Here is an 18395-nt window from a genome sequence, read left to right on the forward strand (position 1 = left end):
CGAGCCCGACACGTGTCGCTCGGGTCCGCGCCGCTCGGCGTCCGCGTCTCTCGGGTCCGCGGGCGTGGCGTCCGCGTCTCTCGGGTCCGCGTCGCTTCGCCGTGCGCCTCGACGCGGCGGGCTACTCCAGCGCCGCCAAGACTTCGGGCGTGATCTCCGCGTAGCGGAGGACGTCCCCTCCGTGGTCGCGCGCGAACTCGGCCGCCGCAGCTTCCCCTTCGACCGGCACCAGGTCGGCCCCCATCGGGCTCCGCAGGTCACTCCCGCGCACGTAGAGCAACGCGTCCGCGGGGCGTGCCTCCTGCGTGTAGTACTCGGTCACGCGCAGGGCGCGCAGACCGTCCGGCGCGTGCGCCGCCGCGTACCGAAAGAGACACTTGGGCCCATCGAACGCCAGCGCAGCTCCCCCGCTGCTCGTGGCGTGTGCAGTCCACTGCGGCGCAGCGTCGGCGTACATGCCGCACTGCGCACAGCGGGCCCGCGCGTCAGGGTCACCGCACCCGAGGGCGCCGAGGGCGCCGCCGAACAGAGCGAGCGGGACGAGCAGGGCGAGGAGGGCGAGACGCGGGATGCCAGCAGGTGGGCTGCAACCTGCGGTGAACCGACGGACCGCAGCGCTCGCGGCGGTGAGCGGACGCCGTCTCGGACGGCTCACAACGCGCCCCCGAAGACCGAGGCGCCGCCGCTCGCGGCGAGGTAGCGCACGACGGGGACCAGCTGAAAGACCAACAACACGGCGAAGGCATAGCCCGCGAAGCGCGCGGCGTCCCGCTCCAGCGCGCGCGCCTGCTCGCGCTCCCCCGCGACCCGCGACAGCCCCCGCACGAGGCTGGGCGTGAGCCCCAGCGTGAGCCCGGCGAAGAGCGCGGAGAAGAGCGGCCAGCCGATGCCCCACACGTCGGCGTGCAGCAAGCAGAACGGGCAGGTGTGCACCGGGGAGCCGTAGGCGTGTGGCGCCACGAACCCCATGATGGAAGGCACTGACGCGCAGCAGGCGAGGGTGCTCAGGACCCCGAGCGTGCCCACGAGCGCGCCGTGGTCGCGCCGCTGGATGGCCACGGCCACCGCCACGCACGCGGCGCAGACCGCCAAGGCGACGCCGAACGCGATGCGCGGGAGCCCGACCTGTGCGCCCATGGTGGCCGCGACCTCCGGGTCCAGCTGCGATGCACAGCACGACGCAACCACCGAGAGGTCCAGCGAGAGCGCGAAGCGCAACGTCAGCGCGAAGTCGAGCGCCATCAGCGGCGCCACCCCCAGGAGCGCCCTCCACGCGACCGGGCTGAGCGTCGCCGTCGGCAGGCGTAGGTCGTAGCGGTGCAGCGCCAGCCACAGCGCGCACGCGAGCGCGGACGCCAGCGTGACGCCCAGCATGACGAAGCCCGACGCGCCCAGGTCCAGCACGCCGTAGGCGCACATGGCGCCCTGCACGCTGGGGCTCAGCCTGTCGGCGGCCACCACGCTGAGCACGGCGTTGACGAGCTGGAACACCATGGCCGCTTGCACCAACATCGCCGCCAGCTCGGAGCGTCGCTCGAGCGCGATGCCCTCTTCGCTGCCCCGGGCGGCTTGCCCGCGGGCGCGCAGCACCTGCACGCCTACCGCCGTGGCCACGACGGTCGCGCCCAGCGCCGCCAGCCCGGAGAGCACGCGGGCCAGCAGCGTGGGGTGGAGCAGGTTCTCGATCACGCGCTCACCATGGGCGCGCCAGTCCTACGCGTCCAGCCGCAGCGCCTGAACGGAGAGCGTCTTCGAGACGCTCTCTGTGTCCATCTCGCCGTCGTGCGGTCGGTCGACGGTGGCGACGATCGCGACGGGCCCGGTGCCCGGGCGTGTGGACGTGACGTACAACAACTTCCTGGAGACGGCGCGGCTCGAGGTCACGGGCGGGCACGGTGTCGCGTACAGCTACGACCTGGACGGCCTCGTGGTGGGGACGTCACGCGCGAGCGGACCGTCGACGGCGGGGATGACGCTGACGCGGTCTGCGCTGGACGGGCACGTGGAGCAAGACGTGCTGGGGGTGGTGCAGACGGAGTACGCTGTGGACGTGAGCGCGACGACGCCCGGCTTTGGTGACTACCAGGGGAGCACGGTGCGTGCGAACGGGGCGGAGGTGTATGCGTCGGCCTACCAGCACGACGGGCTCGGGCGCATCACGGAGTGGGCGGAGACGGTGGAGGGCGTGAGCCGGGTGCAGCGCTTCGAGTACGACGACGCGGGGCGCTTGGTGAGCGTGCGGGACGGGTTGGACGCGCCGGTGGCGGACTACGCCTATGACCTGAACGGGAACCGCACGAACGTGGTGGAGCCGGACCGTGTGCTGGAGCTGGGTGTGAACCTGGGCTGTGCGGACAGCGGGGGCGTGCCGCTTGCGCGCGGCGCGAATGACCGCGACGAGCTGTGCCGGCACGGGGAGTACGACTACGCCTACGACGCGAACGGGCGGCTCGAGACGCGCGTGAACGCGAGCGACCCGCTGGACGAGACGGTCTACACGTACGACGGGGCCGGCCGCCTGCACCGAGTGGCCATCGGGAGCACGACGGTGGACTACGTGCACGACGCGCTGGGCCGGCGCGTGGGGCGCGTGGTGAACGGGGTGTTCGAGCGAGGCTGGCTGTACAAGGACAGCCTGAACCCCATCGCGCAGGTGGACGCGACGGGCGCGGTGCAAGCGACGTACGTGTACGTGACGCGCGCGAACGTGCCGGACTACATCGTGGCGGCCAACGGCGACGTCTACCGCGTGGTGGCCGACCACCTGGGCTCGCTGCGCATGCTGGTGAACACGACGACCGGCGCGGTCACGGCGCGCTACGACTACGACGTGTGGGGCCGGGTGACGCACGCGTCGGGCGACCACAGCCTGCACCCGTTCGGGTACGCGGGCGGGCTCTACGACGCGGACACCGGGCTCGTGCGGTTCGGGGTGCGCGATTACGACGCGGACACCGGCAGGTGGACCGCGCCGGAGCCGTTGGGGTTTGCGGCGGAGACCAACTGGTACCGGTATGCAGGTGGGGACCCCGTAAACCTCGTGGACCCTACGGGGTCCCTCCCTGAATGGGTACGTAAACTACTGGACCACGTGGACACTTCGCACGATGGTCCCTTGCGACAGGTGTCCAACACGTTTGCAGCGTACGGCGACGGACTGTCATTCGGGATTGGCAGATGGGTACGTCACTCGCTCGGTCTTGAAAGCGAAGTCAACGAGTGTGCCGAGGAGTACCGGCTCGGGAGGGGAGTTGGTCAATGGACCCTTGGGATCTTGACGCTGTTCACAGGCGTTGGTGCCGGAGGTGCTGCTCCCGTGACGGGACCTTCCATGGCGGGTGGCGCCTACCGCACGGCCGCGCCAACCTTCGAAGCCGAGGTCGGAGCGGCCGTGGACGCTGCTGTCTCTGGTGAACTCGTCCTCGTACCCAACTCCCCGGCCGCGATACGAATGATCTCGGCGCTGGGAGGAGGTCAAGGCGCGACAGAGGTGGTTGCGAACACGATCACGGGCTTCGGATCCGCCGCGAATGGGCTGGCCGGTCCGGGGCCGACCGGCGGGGTCGCTGCACGAATTGCGTACGGCGCGGGCCGAGCTGCCGGAATTGCGTTCTACATGGGCAGGTACGGCGCCCCGTGATCGAAGGACTCGCGTTCATCGTCGGAGGCGTCCTGCTGGCCAGAAGCGCCATCGGGGCGTGGCGCCGCGAGGGGTTGCCGATTGGCGTGGCAATGGACGAGTTCGGGCCAGTGGTGGCTCTTCTTCGGCCTCTACCTCGAACGCTCGCGATGGCATGGTCCATGTGGGTGGCGTTCGGGCGAGTCGAGTTAGCGGTTGTCTGGGCTGCACTCGGCACCTACTACGCTGTGATGGCCGCGATTGGAGCCACCATGGCTGCTCTCTACTCACTCGCGAGTGGGCAAGAGCCACGTATCAAGAAGCCGACGGGATGGAACGCGCACTTGCTGGAGCAGTTTCGGCGTCGGCAGCGGCGCTTCGCGCTGCCGGTGGCGGGCGTCCTGGTGGCATGGGTCTGGGCTTGGCTTAGGTCAGTATGACGCTTCGACGCCCTGCGCGGCGTTGACCACCGTGAACGGCACGCGGACGAGCACCACGGCGTACAACGCGGCGACGCGCACGTTCACGAGCACGTCGCCGGAGGGGTGTGTGGCGCAGCGGGTGATCGACACGGACGGGCGCACCATCGAGCACCGGCCGCCGGGTCAGCGGCCGGTGGTCGTGGACTACGACGCCCAGGGCTACCTCACGGCCACGCGGCGCGGGGACGGGACCGTCCGGCGCGCGGACTATACCTACGACGCACGCGGATACATGAGCGGGCTGACCTCGCGTCGTAGTCGAACTGGTGCTCCGGCTGCCCTTGGGGGTGTCACCCCTTCGATCGCGACGGGCCCAGTGCCTGGACGGGTGGACGTGACGTACAACAACTTCCTCGAGACCGCGCAGCTGGAGGTCACGGGCGGGCACGGCGTCGCATACAGCTACGACCTGGACGGCCTCGTGGTGGGGACGTCGCGGGTGAGCGGTCCTTCGACGGCGGGGATGACGCTGACGCGGTCTGTGCTGGACGGGCACGTGGAGCAAGACGTGCTGGGGGTGGTGCAGACGGAGTACGCTGTGGACGTGAGCGCAGCGACGCCCGGCTTTGGCGACTACCAGGGGAGCACGGTGCGTGCGAACGGGGCCGAGGTGTATGCGTCGGCCTACCAGCACGACGGGCTTGGGCGCATCACGGAGTGGGCGGAGACGGTGGAGGGCGTGAGCCGGGTGCAGCGCTTCGAGTACGACGACGCGGGGCGGCTGGTGAGTGTGCGGGACGGGCTGGACGCGCCGGTGGCGGACTACGCCTATGACCTGAACGGGAACCGCACGAACGTGGTGGAGCCGGACCGGGTGCTGGAGCTGGGTGTGAACCTGGGCTGCGCGGACAGCGGGGGCGTGCCGCTCGGGCGCGGCGCGAACGACCGCGACGAGCTGTGCCGGCACGGGGAGTACGACTACGCCTACGACGCGAACGGTCGGCTCGAGACGCGCGTGAACGCGAGCGACCCGCTGGACGAGACGGTCTACACGTACGACGGGGCCGGCCGCCTGCACCGGGTGGCCATCGGGAGCACGACGGTGGACTACGTGCACGACGCGCTGGGCCGACGCGTGGGGCGCGTGGTGAACGGCGTGTTCGAGCGGGGCTGGCTGTACAAGGACAGCCTGAACCCCATCGCGCAGGTGGACGCGACGGGCGCGGTGCAGGCGACGTACGTGTACGCGACGCGCGCGAACGTGCCGGACTACATCGTGGCCGCAAGCGGCGACGTGTACCGCGTGGTAGCCGACCACCTGGGCTCGCTGCGCATGCTGGTGAACACGACGACCGGCGCGGTCACGGCGCGCTACGACTACGACGTGTGGGGCCGGGTGACGCACGGGTCGGGCGACCACGGCTTGCACCCGTTCGGGTACGCGGGTGGGCTCTACGACGCGGACACCGGGCTCGTGCGGTTCGGGGTGCGCGACTACGACGCGGACACGGGCCGGTGGACCGCGCCGGAGCCGCTGGGGTTTGCGGCGGAGACGAACTGGTACCGGTATGCCAACGGGGATCCGGTGAACTATTTCGATCCGACGGGTCGGATCGCACCCCTCGCCGTTTTCGCACTGGGCGTTGTCATCGGCGCGGCAGGCACGGCCGTGTATCACTGGGTGCGGAACGCGTACGATTCGGCTGATGCCGCTCGTGATGCGGCGCGAGGACATTCGCGCTTTGGCGATGCCGCGCATCCCGACACGCCCCACCCGAACGAGGATACAGAGCAGGATGCATATCGGCACTGTGTCTGGATGTGTGAAATGACCCGCAGGGGGAGTACGGGCGGCGCGCGACTCGCTGGCGCGGTTCATGAGCTCGAGTTGTTCGGGGATGATGAGAAGCGAGAGATGGACTTCCACAACAACGACTGTGGCATCGACGCCTCAGGCTCAGCGGGTTCTTGTGCGGATGCATGCGAGGGTGCCCCGCTTGAACACATACGCCCATGGGGGACACCTCGGTTGCCGACGCACCCCTTCTGGACGAATGAGTACTGGCAATGACTTGGCAGAGCGCGAGGCGACTACTGCGTGCGGCGATCGCGACGTCCCCGCTGTGGCTTGGATGCCTGTGCTGTGTGTCCTGGATGGGCGGCACCTTCAACGTAGTAGTCCGTGTGAAGAACGAGTCTTCGTCTGACTTGTGTGATGTTGTTACAGGAGGTGATTTCGATCACTTTCCTGGGATCGGACGCCTTGAAACGGGGGATGCGGCGAATACGTTGGGAACCTATGGGGGAGGAGGCGTGTGGGTCAGTTTTCGCCAGTGCGGGACGTCGAGATGGACTCTGGTAAGCTACGAGGACTACGTCACAAGGTGGAGCATTCACGAGGTTACTGTGACAGACGACCTATCCGAGGCACACCGTTTCGAGGAGTGTGCGGAAAGATGTTCCCGCCCACCGTCGAATATCCGGTGGTGAGGTCGCCGTGTGCTTGGAGCCGCCTGCATGTTGACGTCCAGATTGGCGACGTACAGCGCGGCGTGTGAGCGAGGCCGAGGTGTACGCGTCGGCCTACCAGCACGACGGGCTTGGGCGCATCACGGAGTGGGCTGAGACGGTGGAGGGCGTGAGCCGAGTGCAGCGCTTCGAGTACGACGACGCGGGGCGGCTGGTGAGTGTGCGGGACGGGCTGGACGCGCCGGTGGCGGACTACGCCTATGACCTGAACGGGAACCGCACGAACGTGGTGGAGGCGGACCGGGTGCTCGAACTGGGCGTGAACCTGGGCTGCGCGGACAGCGGGGGCGTGCCGCTCGGGCGCGGCGCGAACGACCGCGACGAGCTGTGCCGGCACGGGGAGTACGACTACGCCTACGACGCGAACGGGCGGCTCGAGACGCGCGTGAACGCGAGCGACCCGCTGGACGAGACGGTCTACACGTACGACGGCGCCGGTCGCCTCCATCAGGTGGCCATCGGGAGCACGAAGGTGGACTACGTGCACGACGCGCTGGGCCGGCGCGTGGGGCGTGTGGTGAACGGGGTGTTCGAGCGGGGCTGGCTGTACAAGGACAGCCTGAACCCCATCGCGCAGGTGGACGCGACGGGCGCGGTGCAGGCGACGTACGTGTACGTGACGCGGGCGAACGTGCCGGACTACATCGTGGCGGCAAGCGGCGACGTCTACCGCGTGGTGGCCGACCACCTGGGCTCGCTGCGCATGCTGGTGAACACGACGACGGGCGCGGTCACGGCGCGCTACGACTACGACGTGTGGCCCCCGCTCCCCCTTGCCGGCTCACGGCCTCGGATCGTCCCCGTCGATGTAGCCTGCCGCCGGCGTAGACGAGGACCTCCGTCACCAGCGCGAAGGGGATCTCGTCCGCGCCTGGGCTAGCGGTCGACCAGCTTCCCTTCACGCAGGGTGATCACGCGGTCCACCTCGGGGCGCTCGGCCAGGCGAGGGTCGTGCGTGGACGCGAGGATGATGGTGCCCTCGTCGCGCAGGGCGCCCAGCACCTTCACGATTTCGTCCGCGCTCTCGCGGTCCACGTGGGCGGTGGGTTCGTCGAGCAACAGCAGCGCCGGACCCGTGACCAGCGCGCGCGCCAGGGCGCCCCGCTGCCGCTCGCCGCCGGAGAGGGCGCTGGCGCGGCTGTGCGCGAGCGGCGCGATCCCCAGCCGGGTGAGCCACTCCTCGGCCCGCCGCTGCGCTGCCGTGTCCGCGCCGCCGGTGGGCACCAGCGGGAGCAGCACGTTCTCGAGCAAGGAGAGCGAGTCGATCAAGCCGAGGTCTTGGAACACGAAGCCCACCCGCTCGCGCCGCAGCTGCGCGCGGTGGTGGTCGCGCAGGGCGACGATGGAGCGCCCGAACAGGCGCACGTCACCCGACGTGGGCGTGGTCATGCCCCCGCACAGCGAGAGCAGCGTGGACTTGCCGCTGCCGCTCGGGCCGACCAACACGCTGAACGTCCCGGGCGCCAACGTGAGCGACACCCCGGCCACGGCCTCGTGCGTGCGCCGCCCGTCGCGGTAGCGCTTGTGCACCTCCTCGAGCTCGACGCTCACGAGCGACCTCGCTGGGCGTCGAGGGGGTCCATCACCGCCGCGCGGAACGCTGGCACCAAGCCCACCGCCACGTACGGCAGCACGACGGCCGCGAGGATGGTGAGCGGCACGCTGGCGTCCATGCTCGGCGCGAGCCGCAGCTCCGGGTACAGCGCGCTCCACCCGAACAGCGCGCCCGACAGCCCGGGCGCGCCCAGCGCGAACACGTAGACGTAGGCCACTGCCACCCCCGCACACGCGCCGGTGAGCGCGACGACCAGCTGCTCGTAGACGCGCACCTGCAGCACCTCCGAGGTCTGCCAGCCCACCGCCTTGAGCACGCCGATCTCGCGGCGCTCCACCTCGCCGAGGCCTGTCAGCCGGTCCCAGGCCAGCAGCAAGAGCGCGGCCAGCGCGGGCAGCAAGAGCACCGCGAGCGAACCGCCGCGGGCGTCGAACGTGAGCGCGTGGGTGCGCTCCAGCAGGCTGCGCTGCAACACCCGTGCGCCCGGGAAGAGCATCGCCGCGCGGTTGGCCACGACCCCGGCTTCGTCCGCCACGGTCAGGTCCACGGCCAGGTCCGTGTACTGCCCCTCGGGCATCCCCAGGAGCGTGCGGGCCAGCGGCTCCTGCGCGAGCACCACGTCGGCCGTGCGTAGCGCCGAGGCCGCTCGGAACAGGCCCACGACGCGCACCAGCTGGTACCGCTCGGGGGCGGGCAGCGCCACTTCGTCTCCCACACGCAGGCCGAGGCGCTCGGCCAGCGTCGCGCCTACGGTGACCTCCTCAGCGTCAGTCGGAAGCCTCCCCTCCACCACGGCGTCCCCATTGTCCGCGCGCCCGTCGGACCTCGCGCGGGGGGCCTCCGCTGCGGCGCCGTCGCCATGCAGCGCGACGATGGTGAGGTTTGCCTCCAGCGAGGGGACGTACAAGTAGCCCCACACCCGTGGCGTCACGCGTCGCACCCCGCGCATGGCGCGCAGCGCCTCCACATGGCTCGGGTCCACCAGGGCAGGGCGCCCCGCCACCGTGCGCTGCACCATCAGGTCGGGCAGGGTCGAGACCCCGAGGCGCGCCTCGTGCCGCAGTGCGTCCGTCAAGAACACCACGGACGCGAACAGCGCCGTGATGAACGCCAGGCCGACCATCATCGCTGCGGTGCGCCGCCCGCGTCGCGCGCAGGCGCCAATCGCGAAGCGCAGCTTGGCGAGCTGGGCGTTCACGGGGCCCCCTCTTCAGGGCTCGAGCCCTGGCCGCGCCGCAGGTCTCGCGCCGACTGGCCGAGCCACGCGCGCCGGGGCGGCAGCCACGCGCCCGCCGGGTCCGTGTCCAAGCTCGCTGGTGCGTCTGCCGCCGCCGCCGCCGGCTCCACCTGCGAGGAGTGACGCAGCCAGCGCGAGCTCGACGAGAGCGCGAGGTCGGCCGTGCCCAGCCACCGGGTGAGCGTCTCCTGGGTCTCCGCGTGGTGCGCCTCGGTCCGCGCGGCGGTGCGGCGCACGGCGTCCAGGGCGCACATGGCCACGAGCGAAAGCGACGCCAACAGCGCCCACGCGGGCCAGCGCGTGGCGTATGGACGAGGGCTTGACCGTGGCGGTTCGGCGGCCACCCTCAGAGGCTCACGAAGATCTGCGTCAGCAGCGCGTCGGCGACCAACACGGTGATGGACACCACCACGACGGACCGTGTGGTGGAACGCCCGACGCCCTCCGTGCCGCCCCGGGTCTCGAGCCCGAAGTAGCACCCGAGCAGCGTGATGAGGAAGCCGAAGAACGGCGTCTTGGCCATGCCCGCCGCCAGGTCACGGATGTCCAGCGAGTCCAGCGCCGAGCTGACGAAGAAGTCCATCGGGATGCCGAACGACAGGCGCGCCACCAGCATGGCGCTCAACATGCCGAGCACGAAGGCGATGCTGGTCATCATCGGCATGATGAGCACCCCGGCCAGCAGGCGTGGCACCACCAGCTTGCGGATGGGGTCCGCGCCCAGCGCGCGGATGGCGTCGATCTGTTCCGTCACCGCCATCGACCCGATCTCGGCGGCCATGCCCGCGCCGATGCGGCTCCCGACGACCAGCGCGGTGAGCGTGGGCGCGAGCTCGCGCGCCTCGGACAGGACGATGATGCGCCCGAGCGTGTCCCGTGCCCCGAACTTCTCCAGCGAGAACGCGAACTGAATGGCCATCACGAGGCCCACGAAGATGGCCGTGACCGCGGCGATGGCGAGGCTGCGCACGCCCAGCTGCTCCATCTGGTAGATGAATGTGTTGGGCTCGAAGCGCGTGGTGGCCAGCGTCCGCCCCGCGCGGATGGCCAGCTGTGTGGCGCCACCGATGTGCTCGATGAACGCCCGCACACGCGCGAGGGCGAAGCTGGCTGCGGCGCCAGCCCGGGCTTCCAGGGCCTCGGTCACCGCACCGCCAGCGGGGCGGCCTGCCCCTCCGAGTGGAAGCCGCGCAGGAACGCGTCGTAGTGGGGCTCGAGGCGCGCGAAGTCCGCCGGGGCCGTGAGCAGCGCCATGTCGAACACGCACTCGTTCTTCTTCAACACCGTGAGCCGCATCTCCACGGGCACGCCGTCCAGCTTTGCCGTCAGGTGCACGTCGAGGGCCTCGCGCCCGTCCAGCTCGATGCGGCGTTCTTCCACCGTCTCACGCTCGGTGAACCCGATCAGCAGGTGATTGCGCAGCGCCTCCAGCGGGATGTCGAGCCCCGCCTGGCACGACGCGTTGGCCTGAATGACCCCCGAGGTGGGCCCGTGGATGAACGCCAGGTCGTTCTGGTCGCGCACCTGGATGCGTGTCCAGTCCCCGTCCAGCTCGCCCACGTGGAAGTCGGCCTCGCCGCCCGTGTAGCTCCCCTCGCGGTACGTCCCCGACGACGAGCAGGCCGGCACGAACAGCGCCGCTCCCAGGCACAGGAGAACGCCATGGCGAAGGAGCCCTCCCGTCGGACGCGAGGGCCGGCCCAGGGGTCGGGCCCAGAGAGAGCGAGGGGAGACGAGCGTGCGCACGGCGGGAGTGTAGCAGCGTCCGGCCGCGGGACACGGGGTTCGGTCCTTGCGTGAGACGCGCTCCCTGACGGCCACATGAGGCGCTCTACTGGAACGCGGGACGACCCGCCGTTCCACGACGGGAAGACACGCAGTTCAGTCCGGTCTGAAAGTTCCGGCGAGCGCTCGCGGGCGACGCGCTATAGTGCCCAGTGCATGACCGGAGTCTCTCCCGACGGTATCGAGGTGATCGACAAGCTGGCCGCTGACGGCCTGATCGAGCCCTTCGACTACGACCGCGCCCTGCACCACGCCGAGCGCCACGCCGTGCGCGTCGAAGAGGCGCTCCTGGAGCTGGAGCTGATCACGGAGCCCGAGCTGCTGCGCACCGTCGCGGAGCTCGTGCGCACACAGTTCGTCTCTACTGAGAAGCTCGCCAAGGCGCAGGTGAGCCGCACCCTGATCGAGATGGTGCCGCGCCGGCTGGCCGAGCGCCTGGGCGCCTTCCCGATCCTGTTCGACCGCAAGACGTTGACGCTCTCCGTGGTCACGTACGACCTCCAAGTCGTCGAGGTGGCGCGGCAGCTCCGCGTCGCCACGGAGGCGCGCGCGGTGACGACCTACGTCGCGCGCCCTGGGGCGGTGCGGGCAGCCATCCGCAAGTATTACTACGGCGAGGTGGACTCGTTCGACCAGCTCCTGCAGCCTCGTCGGCAGCGTCGCACCCAGGCCCTGGGCACCCCCGCCGTGACCCGCGGCGACTACATCGACGTGGACTTCGGGACGGACGACTACGGCGGACGACCCTCGGCGCCTCAGCGCAGCCCGCGCGTCGCCCCTCCTGCGCGGAGGGCACCAGAGCCACCGCCGGCGCCGGCGGCTCCTGCCATGGTCGAGATCGCCGATGCGTCGCTCATGGCCGCGCTCAATCAGAGCCCCAGCGCTTCCGTGACCGTCGCCTCGACCGTTGCGCACACAGCGTCCCCCGGCGTCAAGGTTGCTGCGCCCGAGCCCGAGCCCGCCGCGCACGCGCTGAACGTGTCGCCGCGCATGTTCCTCGAGACCCTCAACGTCATGGTGACGCTGGTGGAGCAGGAGCGGGCCGAGCTCCGCGGTCACACGTCCCTGGTGGCGCGCCTGACGCGCAAGCTGTGCGAGATGGTCGACATGCCCAAGGATCACGCCTTCGATGTCGTGGTCGCGGCCTACCTCCACGACCTCGGCAAGACGGGCAACTACCACCTCACGCCCCTCAACGTCGCCCAGTACGAGGGGCACCGCGTGCAGGCGCAGAAGTCCTACGCCGCGCCCATGCGCCTGTTCGAGAGCGCTGGCTTGAGCGACCGCACCGCCAAGTCGCTCAACCACCTGTACGAGCGCTTCGACGGGAACGGCTTCCCGGACCGCCTCCAGGAGCGCGACATCCCGCTCGGGAGTCGCATCCTCGCGGTGGTCGAGACCTACGCGGACATCACGGCCAGCAGCAAGAACCCCTACCGACGCCGGCTGTCCCCGCGCGAGGCCTGCGAGGCCATCCAGGGGCTGGTGGGCACCGTCTTCGACCCCACCATCGTGCAGCTCCTGCAGCGCTTGGCGGTGGGCGACGAGGTCCGGCAGCAGCTGCTGGACGACGCCCGCACGGTGCTGCTCCTCGACCCCGACGTCGAGTCCACGACCGTGCTCGAGATGCGCCTGATGGAACACGGACATCGCGTGCTCATCGCGCGCTCGTTCGACCAGGCGCTCAACATCCTCGCGGAGAACGAGGTGGACCTCCTGCTCACCGAGGTCGATCTCCCCGCACAGGACGGATTCCGCTTCGTCGAGCGCTGCCGCGCCGGCAGCCAGCCGGACACGCCGGTCATCTTCCTCACCCGCCGCGGTGACCGCGAGAGTGTGCAGCGAGGCGTGGAGCTCTCTGCGGCGGACTACATGGTCAAGCCCGCCTCGCCCGAGGTGGTCGCGATGAAGGTGGGTCAGGTGCTGTCGCAGTCGCGTCGCACCCAGAGCCACGGTGTCAGCGGTTCTCTGCGGGAGATGTCGCTGCCCGACGTCGTCCAGATCCTCTCGAACGGCCGCAAGTCCGGCAAGCTCACGCTCACGTCCACCGCGGGCAGCGGCGAGCTCCACTTCGGCGCGGGCGCCATCTGCGACGCCCGCTTCGGAGAGCTGGGCGGGGCGGATGCCGTGTACGCGCTGCTCTCCCTGCGCGACGGAGAGTTCGCTCTGGACCCGAGCTTTCTGCCGCTGCGCAACGCCATCAACCAGCCTACCGAGAGCTTGCTGCTCGAGGGCATGCGCCGCCTCGACGAGGGCGCGCGGTAGACCGTGGTGGCTGCGCCTCCGTCGTCCGCGTTCGGCGCGGCCCACCGCGCGGCGGTCGCGGAGCTGCTGAGCGAGCCCGGCTCCGACTCCGCGGCGTTTCGCGTGACCGTGCGTGGCCACTGCATGACGCCTGCGCTGCTGGACGGCCAGGTGGTGCGCGTCACGCGCTCGGCGTGGCCCCTGCCGGGCGATATCGTTGCGTTTCGGCGAGGCCGCGAGGACCCCGGCCTGGCGGTGCATCGGTTTCTCGGGGTGCGGGTCGGGCGTCGTGGGCTACTCCTCGTCACTCAGGCCGACAACGAGCCGCACGCCGATCCGGCGTTCCAACCAGCTCGGCTGGCGGGGGTCGCGCAGGTGTCGGTTCCTCTCCCCGTGCGGCTGCGTGCCGTGGGTCGATGGGCGTGTGCCCTCTGGCCCCGCCCTAGGCGTTCGCCCCGTCCCGTGTCACCCTCGACCCCGAGATGAAGCCGAGCAGCGAGTACCTGGTGCGGGGGGTCCCGGCCGCGACGGACACCGCCTGGGGCGTTTGCGCGGTCGCCCTGCGCTTCGCGGACGCGGACTTCGTCTTCCGGGGGCTCTCGCCCGCGCAGCGCGACGTGGTGCTCGAGCGCTTCGCGAGCCTCGTGGTGAAGCTCCCGACCGACGCCACCACCGAGGGTCCCCTCGCACGGCCCGGCGTGGACTTCGCGCCCGCGGCCGCAGACGCGTTCACCCCCACGCCGCCCACGTGTTGGGAGTACGACATGGCGCTCGACTTCCACGCCGACGAGGTGGACGTCGCGGGCCCCTCGTTCTGGGCGCGACTGACCCGCCAGACGTCGCGTGTCGAGGCCCGCACCTGCCTCGAGGACCGCTTCTTCCTCGGTGTGTTCGAGAACCTCTTCCGAATCGTCTCGGTCTACCACCTGGCGAAGCGCGACACGCTGGTGATCCACAGCGCCGGGGTGGCCGAGGGGGGACGGGGCTACATCCTGTTCGGGCGCTCGGGGGCTGGCAAGACCACCAGCTGCGAGCTGCTCACCGCCCGCGGTACCGGCCACGCCATCCTCTCCGACGAGCTGAACGCCGTCGACCTGCGCGCCATCGCCCCGGGTGCGCTGCTCCAGCCCATGCCGTTCGCGGGGGACTTCGGGCACGATACGCTCAGCTCCGTGCCCGTTCCGCTGCGGCGCATTTACGCTCTGGTGCAGGCCCCGGAGGCCCGCGTGGGCGCGTGCGCGCCGTCCGAGGCCCTGGCGCGCGTGGTCGCTGCCTGTCCGTTCGTGAATGCCGACCCGTTCGAGAGCGACTCAGTGTTCGAGCGGGCCGAGCGCTTGCTCGCCGCCGTCTCCTTGCGGAAGCTGTACTTCCCCAAAGACCCTTCTTTCTGGTCGGTCGTCGTGGCCGACAGCGAGTCCCATGTCGCAGCCTGAGCGTTTCTCCCTGCATCCCCATGCCCGCTTTCGCGTCATCGACGGCGAGGGCGTCTTCGTGCTGCAGGAGCAGGGCGAGGTGCTGGTGGTGAATCGGGTGGCGGCCGCTCTGGTGAGCGGCGTGCGCGAGGGGGCCTCTCGCGCCGAATTGGTGTCTGGGCTCGTCGCGCGCTTCGAGGTGAGCTCCGAGCAGGCAGAGCAAGACGTCAGCGCATTGCTGCGCGACCTCGTGGCTGCGGGTGCGTTGGTCGCCCAGCCTGCGGAGGGCCCCACGTGAGCTGGACCGACTTCAACCAGCGGGCGTGGACCACGCACCGGCTGACGTCGGTGCTGTTCGAGCTCACCTACGCCTGCAACCTCGACTGCGAGTTCTGCTACAACGACCTCGGCTTGGCCGGCTCTCCATTGACGCTTGCCGAGTACCACGCGGCGCTCGCCGAGCTGGCCGACATGGGGGTCCTCAACCTCACGTTCAGCGGGGGTGAGCCGCTCGCGCACAAAGACTTCTTCGCCATCGCGGGGCGCGCGCGCGAGCTGGGCTTCGTCACGCGCATCAAGTCCAACGGCCACGCGCTGCGCGGCACCGTCGCACGACGGCTACGCGAAGAGGTGGACCCCTACATCGTGGAGGTCAGCCTGCACGGCGCCTCGGCCGAGGTGCACGACCGGCAGACGCGGGTACCGGGCAGCTTCGACAGGCTGCTGGCCAACCTGGCCGAGCTGCGGGGTCTCGGCATCCGGTTGAAGGTGAACAGCACGCTCACCCGCTACAACGAGCACGAGCTTCCGGACATGTTCCGCATCTGCGACGAGCTGGGCGCGCAGCTGCAGGTGGACCCCGAGGTGAAGCCCCGCGACGACGGCGACCGCACCCCGGTGGACCTGACGGCCAGCGACGCGGGTCGGCAGCGCCTGAAGGACCTCCAGCTGAGGCGTTCGGTCAAGGAGGACCCCACGGAAGAAGCCGCGCGCCAGGCGCTGCGGGCCGCGGCCGAGACCCGGCGGGAGTCGGTAAAGGCGTCGGACAAGCACTGCGCGGCCGGCTCGGCCCACGTCGCGATCGACCCGATGGGCGGCATCCTGCCGTGTGTGCAGTGGCGCGTGACGGTGGGCAACGTCCGTGACGGAATCGAGCGTGTCTTCGGTCGCAGCGGGGCCCTCGACGGGGTGCGCGAGACCACCCGCGCCGTCAAGCGCATGGTTGACGAGCACGGAGCCGCAGGGCAATTGATGAACTTCTGCCCGGGCGCGGCGCACACCTACTCTGGTGACCCGCTCGCGTTGTACGCTCCCGCCACCGAACGCCTGGCGGTAGCCAAGCGCTACTTCCTTCCTGTACTATGAGGGCGACCATGACCAACACGACCGACCACCGCGCCGACACCGACCGCACCGAGCGCGAGCCCTACGAGTCCCCGTCCATCCTGTACCGCGAGCCCCTCGAGGCCGTGGCGGCGGTGTGCGCACCGGTGAACCCCGCGAAGGCCGACCCAGGGGCGTGCCCGCTCGGACCCATCTCGTCCTGAGCGCTCGCGGGGGCTCCTCGCGGCCTTTCGCGCTCGCCAGCTGACGTTCGTGTTTCCAGTTCCGTTTTCCTTGCCCCGCTCCTCTGCACCGGCCCTTGGGGGGGTCCGATGAACGACCTAGCAGACATCATCGAACGCTTCTGGGCGCTGACGGACGAGCGCATCCCGGTCGGCCGCGCCGCCGTGGCACAGATGCGCGCGGGACACCCTGCCGACGTGTTCGCGCTCAAGGACGTGGTGCACGGCATCAAGGGGGAGGCGCAGCTGCTGCGCTTGCGCTCCTGCGCCACGCTGATGGAGGCCGCGGACAAGCTGGCCAATGTGCTCGTCGATGCCCCTCACACGCAGGAGGCCTGCGCAGCGCTCGAGGGGGCCTTCGCCAAGCTGGAGCGCATGGTCGCCGAGCGCACGGGGGTGAGCATCGATCGCGAGGTAGCGGAGCTCGAGCGCGTCACGGCTTCGCTGCGGCCGTGATGGACCGGCCTCGACGCTGCGCGGTCGTCGACGACTCTCGCGTGGTGCTGGATCTGATGCGCGTGCTCCTCAGCCAGGGAGGCTGGGAGGTGGCCACGCACTCGGAGCTCGCGGGGCTCGAGCTGCAGCTGCGCGCCTGGGCCCCGGACGTGGTGCTGCTCGACGTGGGCATGCCGGGCGCCTCCACCGAGACCCTGCGTCAGCGCGTCGTGCTCTTGAGGGTCTCGACGGGCGCGAAGATCGTCCTCCACTCGGCCCGTGACCCCGAAGCTCTGGCCCAGCTGGCCGAACGCTCGGGGGCCGATGGCGCCCTCGTCAAGTCGGGCGACCACGCGGCGGTGCTGGCCGCGCTCGACCGCATCGTGCAGCCGCGCGCCTGAAGGAGCACACCGCGCCATCCCTCCGAGCCAGCTGGGCCCGGATGCGGTATACGGGCCGGATGTCGCATCAGAGACTCGATCAGCTGGCCTCCGCCCTGGCCGCCATGGGCGCCGATGGAGTGCGCCTCGACCTCGTGCAGCGCGCGCGTCTGTTCAAGCGCTCGTGGGTCGAGATGGCCAACGCCCTGGTGTTCGTGCGCGACCGCTCGTACTACCTGGATTGGGGCTACGAGGACTTTTACGCCTACTGCGCGGCCGAGCTGCAGATGCGGCGGCCCACCGTGGACAAGCTAACCGGCAGCTACGTGGCGCTCGCGCGGCACGCGCCCAACGTGCTGGAGCGCGACGGCGTGAGCGAGAAGATCCCCACGTGTGACGCGGTGGACTACTTCGCCAAGGCGCTGCGCGGTGAGCCCGCGAACGACGGTACGCCCTACGTGGAGCCCAGCGACGACGTCATCGCCGAGCTGCGCGCGGCCGTGTTCGAGGAGGGCAAGCCCGTGCAGGCGCTGCGCCGCCAGTTCAACCCGCTGCTTCATCCGCGGACCGACGCCCGTGAGCGCAGCCAAGTGATCGACAAGGCCCACAGCGCCGTGCGCCGCCTGACCAAGACGCTGGGTCAGATCGAGGGGCTCGCCCCGTCGCGCATCGAGCAGGTGCAGGAGGCGCTGCTGGCGCTGCAGGGGGACCTCGACGCGCTCTTGGCGCAGGCCAAGCAGGAGCTCGCCGAGGAAGAGGGGCACGACGCGGACAGCGCGCACGAGCAGGCCTGGGAGCACGTGGGCTGAGGGGCCCGGGCTTGGGGCAGAGATGGGGGGCACCAGGCTGAAGCCAGGTGCCCCGGAGCCACAGTGCTCACCGAAAGTCCGCGCCCCTGCGGGGGCGGACTACGTCGAGATCGGTTTCGGATGGGTGCAGCGGGCTCGACGTTGCCGAGTGCATGCCGGTGGCGGCCGCACCTCACGAGGGTCCTCAGGGCCAACGCCAACCGTGCTGATCGCGATGCGGGACGCACTACATCGCTGCGGTTTTCCCTCGCCCACGAGCCGGTAGTCCGCCCCCGCAGTGGGGCGGACTTGCAGGACACGCTGCTGCCTCGGGGCACCAGGCTTCAGCCTGGTGCCCCCCAACTACCACCCATGTCAACAGGCCCGAAGCGCCCCCGCGCCTTGCGAAATACTGAAACACGTT

General features: G+C 70.4%; 21 protein-coding genes. 13 read left to right on the forward strand and 8 right to left on the reverse strand.

All coding sequences use genetic code 11. The annotated features are described in order from the left end of the window. Nucleotides 1–121: 121 nt before the first annotated feature. A complete protein-coding gene (locus H6726_11990) occupies nt 122–655 on the reverse strand; it encodes a nitrous oxide reductase accessory protein NosL (protein MCB9658359.1) in 534 nt (177 codons plus the stop codon). Further along, nucleotides 652–1689 (reverse strand): hypothetical protein, encoded by a 1038-nt coding sequence (locus H6726_11995; GenBank protein MCB9658360.1) that lies wholly within the window; start codon nt 1687–1689, stop codon nt 652–654. The genes H6726_11990 and H6726_11995 overlap by 4 nt, the downstream gene beginning before the upstream one ends. Before the next feature lie 109 nt (nt 1690–1798). Between H6726_11995 and H6726_12000 the strand changes: the two genes are divergently transcribed. Continuing rightward, the gene (locus H6726_12000) at nt 1799–3640 is read left to right on the forward strand and encodes a hypothetical protein (protein ID MCB9658361.1); all 1842 of its coding nucleotides are present in this window, start codon (nt 1799–1801) and stop codon (nt 3638–3640) included. Further along, nucleotides 3637–4059 carry a hypothetical protein gene (locus tag H6726_12005; GenBank protein MCB9658362.1) on the forward strand — a complete coding sequence of 141 codons (423 nt, stop codon included), beginning with the start codon at nt 3637–3639 and terminating at the stop codon, nt 4057–4059. Before H6726_12000 ends, H6726_12005 begins: the two co-directional genes overlap by 4 nt. Here H6726_12005 and H6726_12010 read toward each other — a convergent pair. Continuing rightward, entirely contained in the window at nt 4051–4191 is a 141-nt protein-coding gene (locus H6726_12010) for a hypothetical protein (GenBank protein ID MCB9658363.1), read from the reverse strand. The genes H6726_12005 and H6726_12010 overlap by 9 nt on opposite strands. Between H6726_12010 and H6726_12015 the strand changes: the two genes are divergently transcribed. Beyond that, nucleotides 4181–6112 (forward strand): RHS repeat-associated core domain-containing protein, encoded by a 1932-nt coding sequence (locus H6726_12015; protein MCB9658364.1) that lies wholly within the window; start codon nt 4181–4183, stop codon nt 6110–6112. The two genes, H6726_12010 and H6726_12015, sit on opposite strands and share 11 nt — an antisense overlap. Nucleotides 6113–6595: 483 nt before the next feature. After that, nucleotides 6596–7450, forward strand: a complete 855-nt coding sequence (locus tag H6726_12020) for a hypothetical protein (protein MCB9658365.1) — start codon at nt 6596–6598, stop codon at nt 7448–7450. On the opposite strand, the gene H6726_12025 is transcribed toward H6726_12020, so the two are convergent. From H6726_12025 to H6726_12045, 5 genes are all read right to left on the reverse strand, one after another. Then, nucleotides 7447–8121 carry an ABC transporter ATP-binding protein gene (locus H6726_12025; protein MCB9658366.1) on the reverse strand — a complete coding sequence of 225 codons (675 nt, stop codon included), beginning with the start codon at nt 8119–8121 and terminating at the stop codon, nt 7447–7449. The genes H6726_12020 and H6726_12025 overlap by 4 nt on opposite strands. After that, nucleotides 8118–9323: an ABC transporter permease gene (locus H6726_12030; protein ID MCB9658367.1), complete on the reverse strand. Its 1206-nt coding sequence runs from the start codon at nt 9321–9323 to the stop codon at nt 8118–8120. Before H6726_12030 ends, H6726_12025 begins: the two co-directional genes overlap by 4 nt. Next, nucleotides 9320–9616, reverse strand: coding sequence for a hypothetical protein (locus H6726_12035; GenBank protein ID MCB9658368.1), 297 nt, complete (start codon nt 9614–9616; stop codon nt 9320–9322). The genes H6726_12030 and H6726_12035 overlap by 4 nt, the downstream gene beginning before the upstream one ends. A 92-nt stretch (nt 9617–9708) precedes the next feature. Then, the gene (locus tag H6726_12040) at nt 9709–10347 is read right to left on the reverse strand and encodes an ABC transporter permease (protein MCB9658369.1); all 639 of its coding nucleotides are present in this window, start codon (nt 10345–10347) and stop codon (nt 9709–9711) included. Nucleotides 10348–10505: 158 nt separating this feature from the next. Continuing rightward, nucleotides 10506–11108: a hypothetical protein gene (locus H6726_12045; protein MCB9658370.1), complete on the reverse strand. Its 603-nt coding sequence runs from the start codon at nt 11106–11108 to the stop codon at nt 10506–10508. 195 nt (nt 11109–11303) lie between these two features. On the opposite strand from H6726_12045, the gene H6726_12050 reads away from it, so the two are divergent. The 9 genes from H6726_12050 to H6726_12090 all read left to right on the forward strand — a co-directional run bounded on the left by H6726_12050 (nt 11304) and on the right by H6726_12090 (nt 17992). Beyond that, nucleotides 11304–13412, forward strand: a complete 2109-nt coding sequence (locus H6726_12050; GenBank protein MCB9658371.1) for a DUF4388 domain-containing protein — start codon at nt 11304–11306, stop codon at nt 13410–13412. Between the two features lie 6 nt (nt 13413–13418). Then, nucleotides 13419–13877 carry a S24/S26 family peptidase gene (locus H6726_12055; protein ID MCB9658372.1) on the forward strand — a complete coding sequence of 153 codons (459 nt, stop codon included), beginning with the start codon at nt 13419–13421 and terminating at the stop codon, nt 13875–13877. Next, nucleotides 13874–14824, forward strand: a complete 951-nt coding sequence (locus H6726_12060) for a hypothetical protein (GenBank protein ID MCB9658373.1) — start codon at nt 13874–13876, stop codon at nt 14822–14824. The genes H6726_12055 and H6726_12060 overlap by 4 nt, the downstream gene beginning before the upstream one ends. After that, nucleotides 14811–15101 carry a PqqD family protein gene (locus H6726_12065; protein MCB9658374.1) on the forward strand — a complete coding sequence of 97 codons (291 nt, stop codon included), beginning with the start codon at nt 14811–14813 and terminating at the stop codon, nt 15099–15101. Before H6726_12060 ends, H6726_12065 begins: the two co-directional genes overlap by 14 nt. Beyond that, nucleotides 15098–16168: a radical SAM protein gene (locus H6726_12070; GenBank protein ID MCB9658375.1), complete on the forward strand. Its 1071-nt coding sequence runs from the start codon at nt 15098–15100 to the stop codon at nt 16166–16168. The genes H6726_12065 and H6726_12070 overlap by 4 nt, the downstream gene beginning before the upstream one ends. Before the next feature lie 8 nt (nt 16169–16176). After that, a complete protein-coding gene (locus tag H6726_12075) occupies nt 16177–16350 on the forward strand; it encodes a hypothetical protein (protein ID MCB9658376.1) in 174 nt (57 codons plus the stop codon). A gap of 108 nt (nt 16351–16458) precedes the next feature. Next, a complete protein-coding gene (locus H6726_12080; GenBank protein ID MCB9658377.1) occupies nt 16459–16824 on the forward strand; it encodes a hypothetical protein in 366 nt (121 codons plus the stop codon). After that, nucleotides 16824–17204 (forward strand): response regulator, encoded by a 381-nt coding sequence (locus H6726_12085; GenBank protein ID MCB9658378.1) that lies wholly within the window; start codon nt 16824–16826, stop codon nt 17202–17204. The genes H6726_12080 and H6726_12085 overlap by 1 nt, the downstream gene beginning before the upstream one ends. Nucleotides 17205–17263: 59 nt before the next feature. After that, nucleotides 17264–17992 (forward strand): hypothetical protein, encoded by a 729-nt coding sequence (locus H6726_12090; protein MCB9658379.1) that lies wholly within the window; start codon nt 17264–17266, stop codon nt 17990–17992. Nucleotides 17993–18395 lie beyond the last annotated feature (403 nt).

It is taken from the genome of Sandaracinaceae bacterium, assembly GCA_020633055.1.
In the GTDB taxonomy this organism is placed as follows: domain Bacteria; phylum Myxococcota_A; class Polyangia; order Polyangiales; family Houyiibacteriaceae; genus JADJJE01.

Coding starts and splice junctions, on each gene's coding strand:
- H6726_12060 (MCB9658373.1), top strand. CDS start 13,874: ATGAAGCCGAGCAGCGAGTACCTGGTGCGGGGGGTCCCGGCCGCGACG.
- H6726_12065 (MCB9658374.1), top strand. CDS start 14,811: ATGTCGCAGCCTGAGCGTTTCTCCCTGCATCCCCATGCCCGCTTTCGC.
- H6726_12085 (MCB9658378.1), top strand. CDS start 16,824: ATGGACCGGCCTCGACGCTGCGCGGTCGTCGACGACTCTCGCGTGGTG.
- H6726_12050 (MCB9658371.1), top strand. CDS start 11,304: ATGACCGGAGTCTCTCCCGACGGTATCGAGGTGATCGACAAGCTGGCC.
- H6726_12090 (MCB9658379.1), top strand. CDS start 17,264: ATGTCGCATCAGAGACTCGATCAGCTGGCCTCCGCCCTGGCCGCCATG.
- H6726_12035 (MCB9658368.1), bottom strand. CDS start 9,616: ATGTGCGCCCTGGACGCCGTGCGCCGCACCGCCGCGCGGACCGAGGCG.
- H6726_12075 (MCB9658376.1), top strand. CDS start 16,177: ATGACCAACACGACCGACCACCGCGCCGACACCGACCGCACCGAGCGC.
- H6726_12080 (MCB9658377.1), top strand. CDS start 16,459: ATGAACGACCTAGCAGACATCATCGAACGCTTCTGGGCGCTGACGGAC.
- H6726_12040 (MCB9658369.1), bottom strand. CDS start 10,347: ATGGAGCAGCTGGGCGTGCGCAGCCTCGCCATCGCCGCGGTCACGGCC.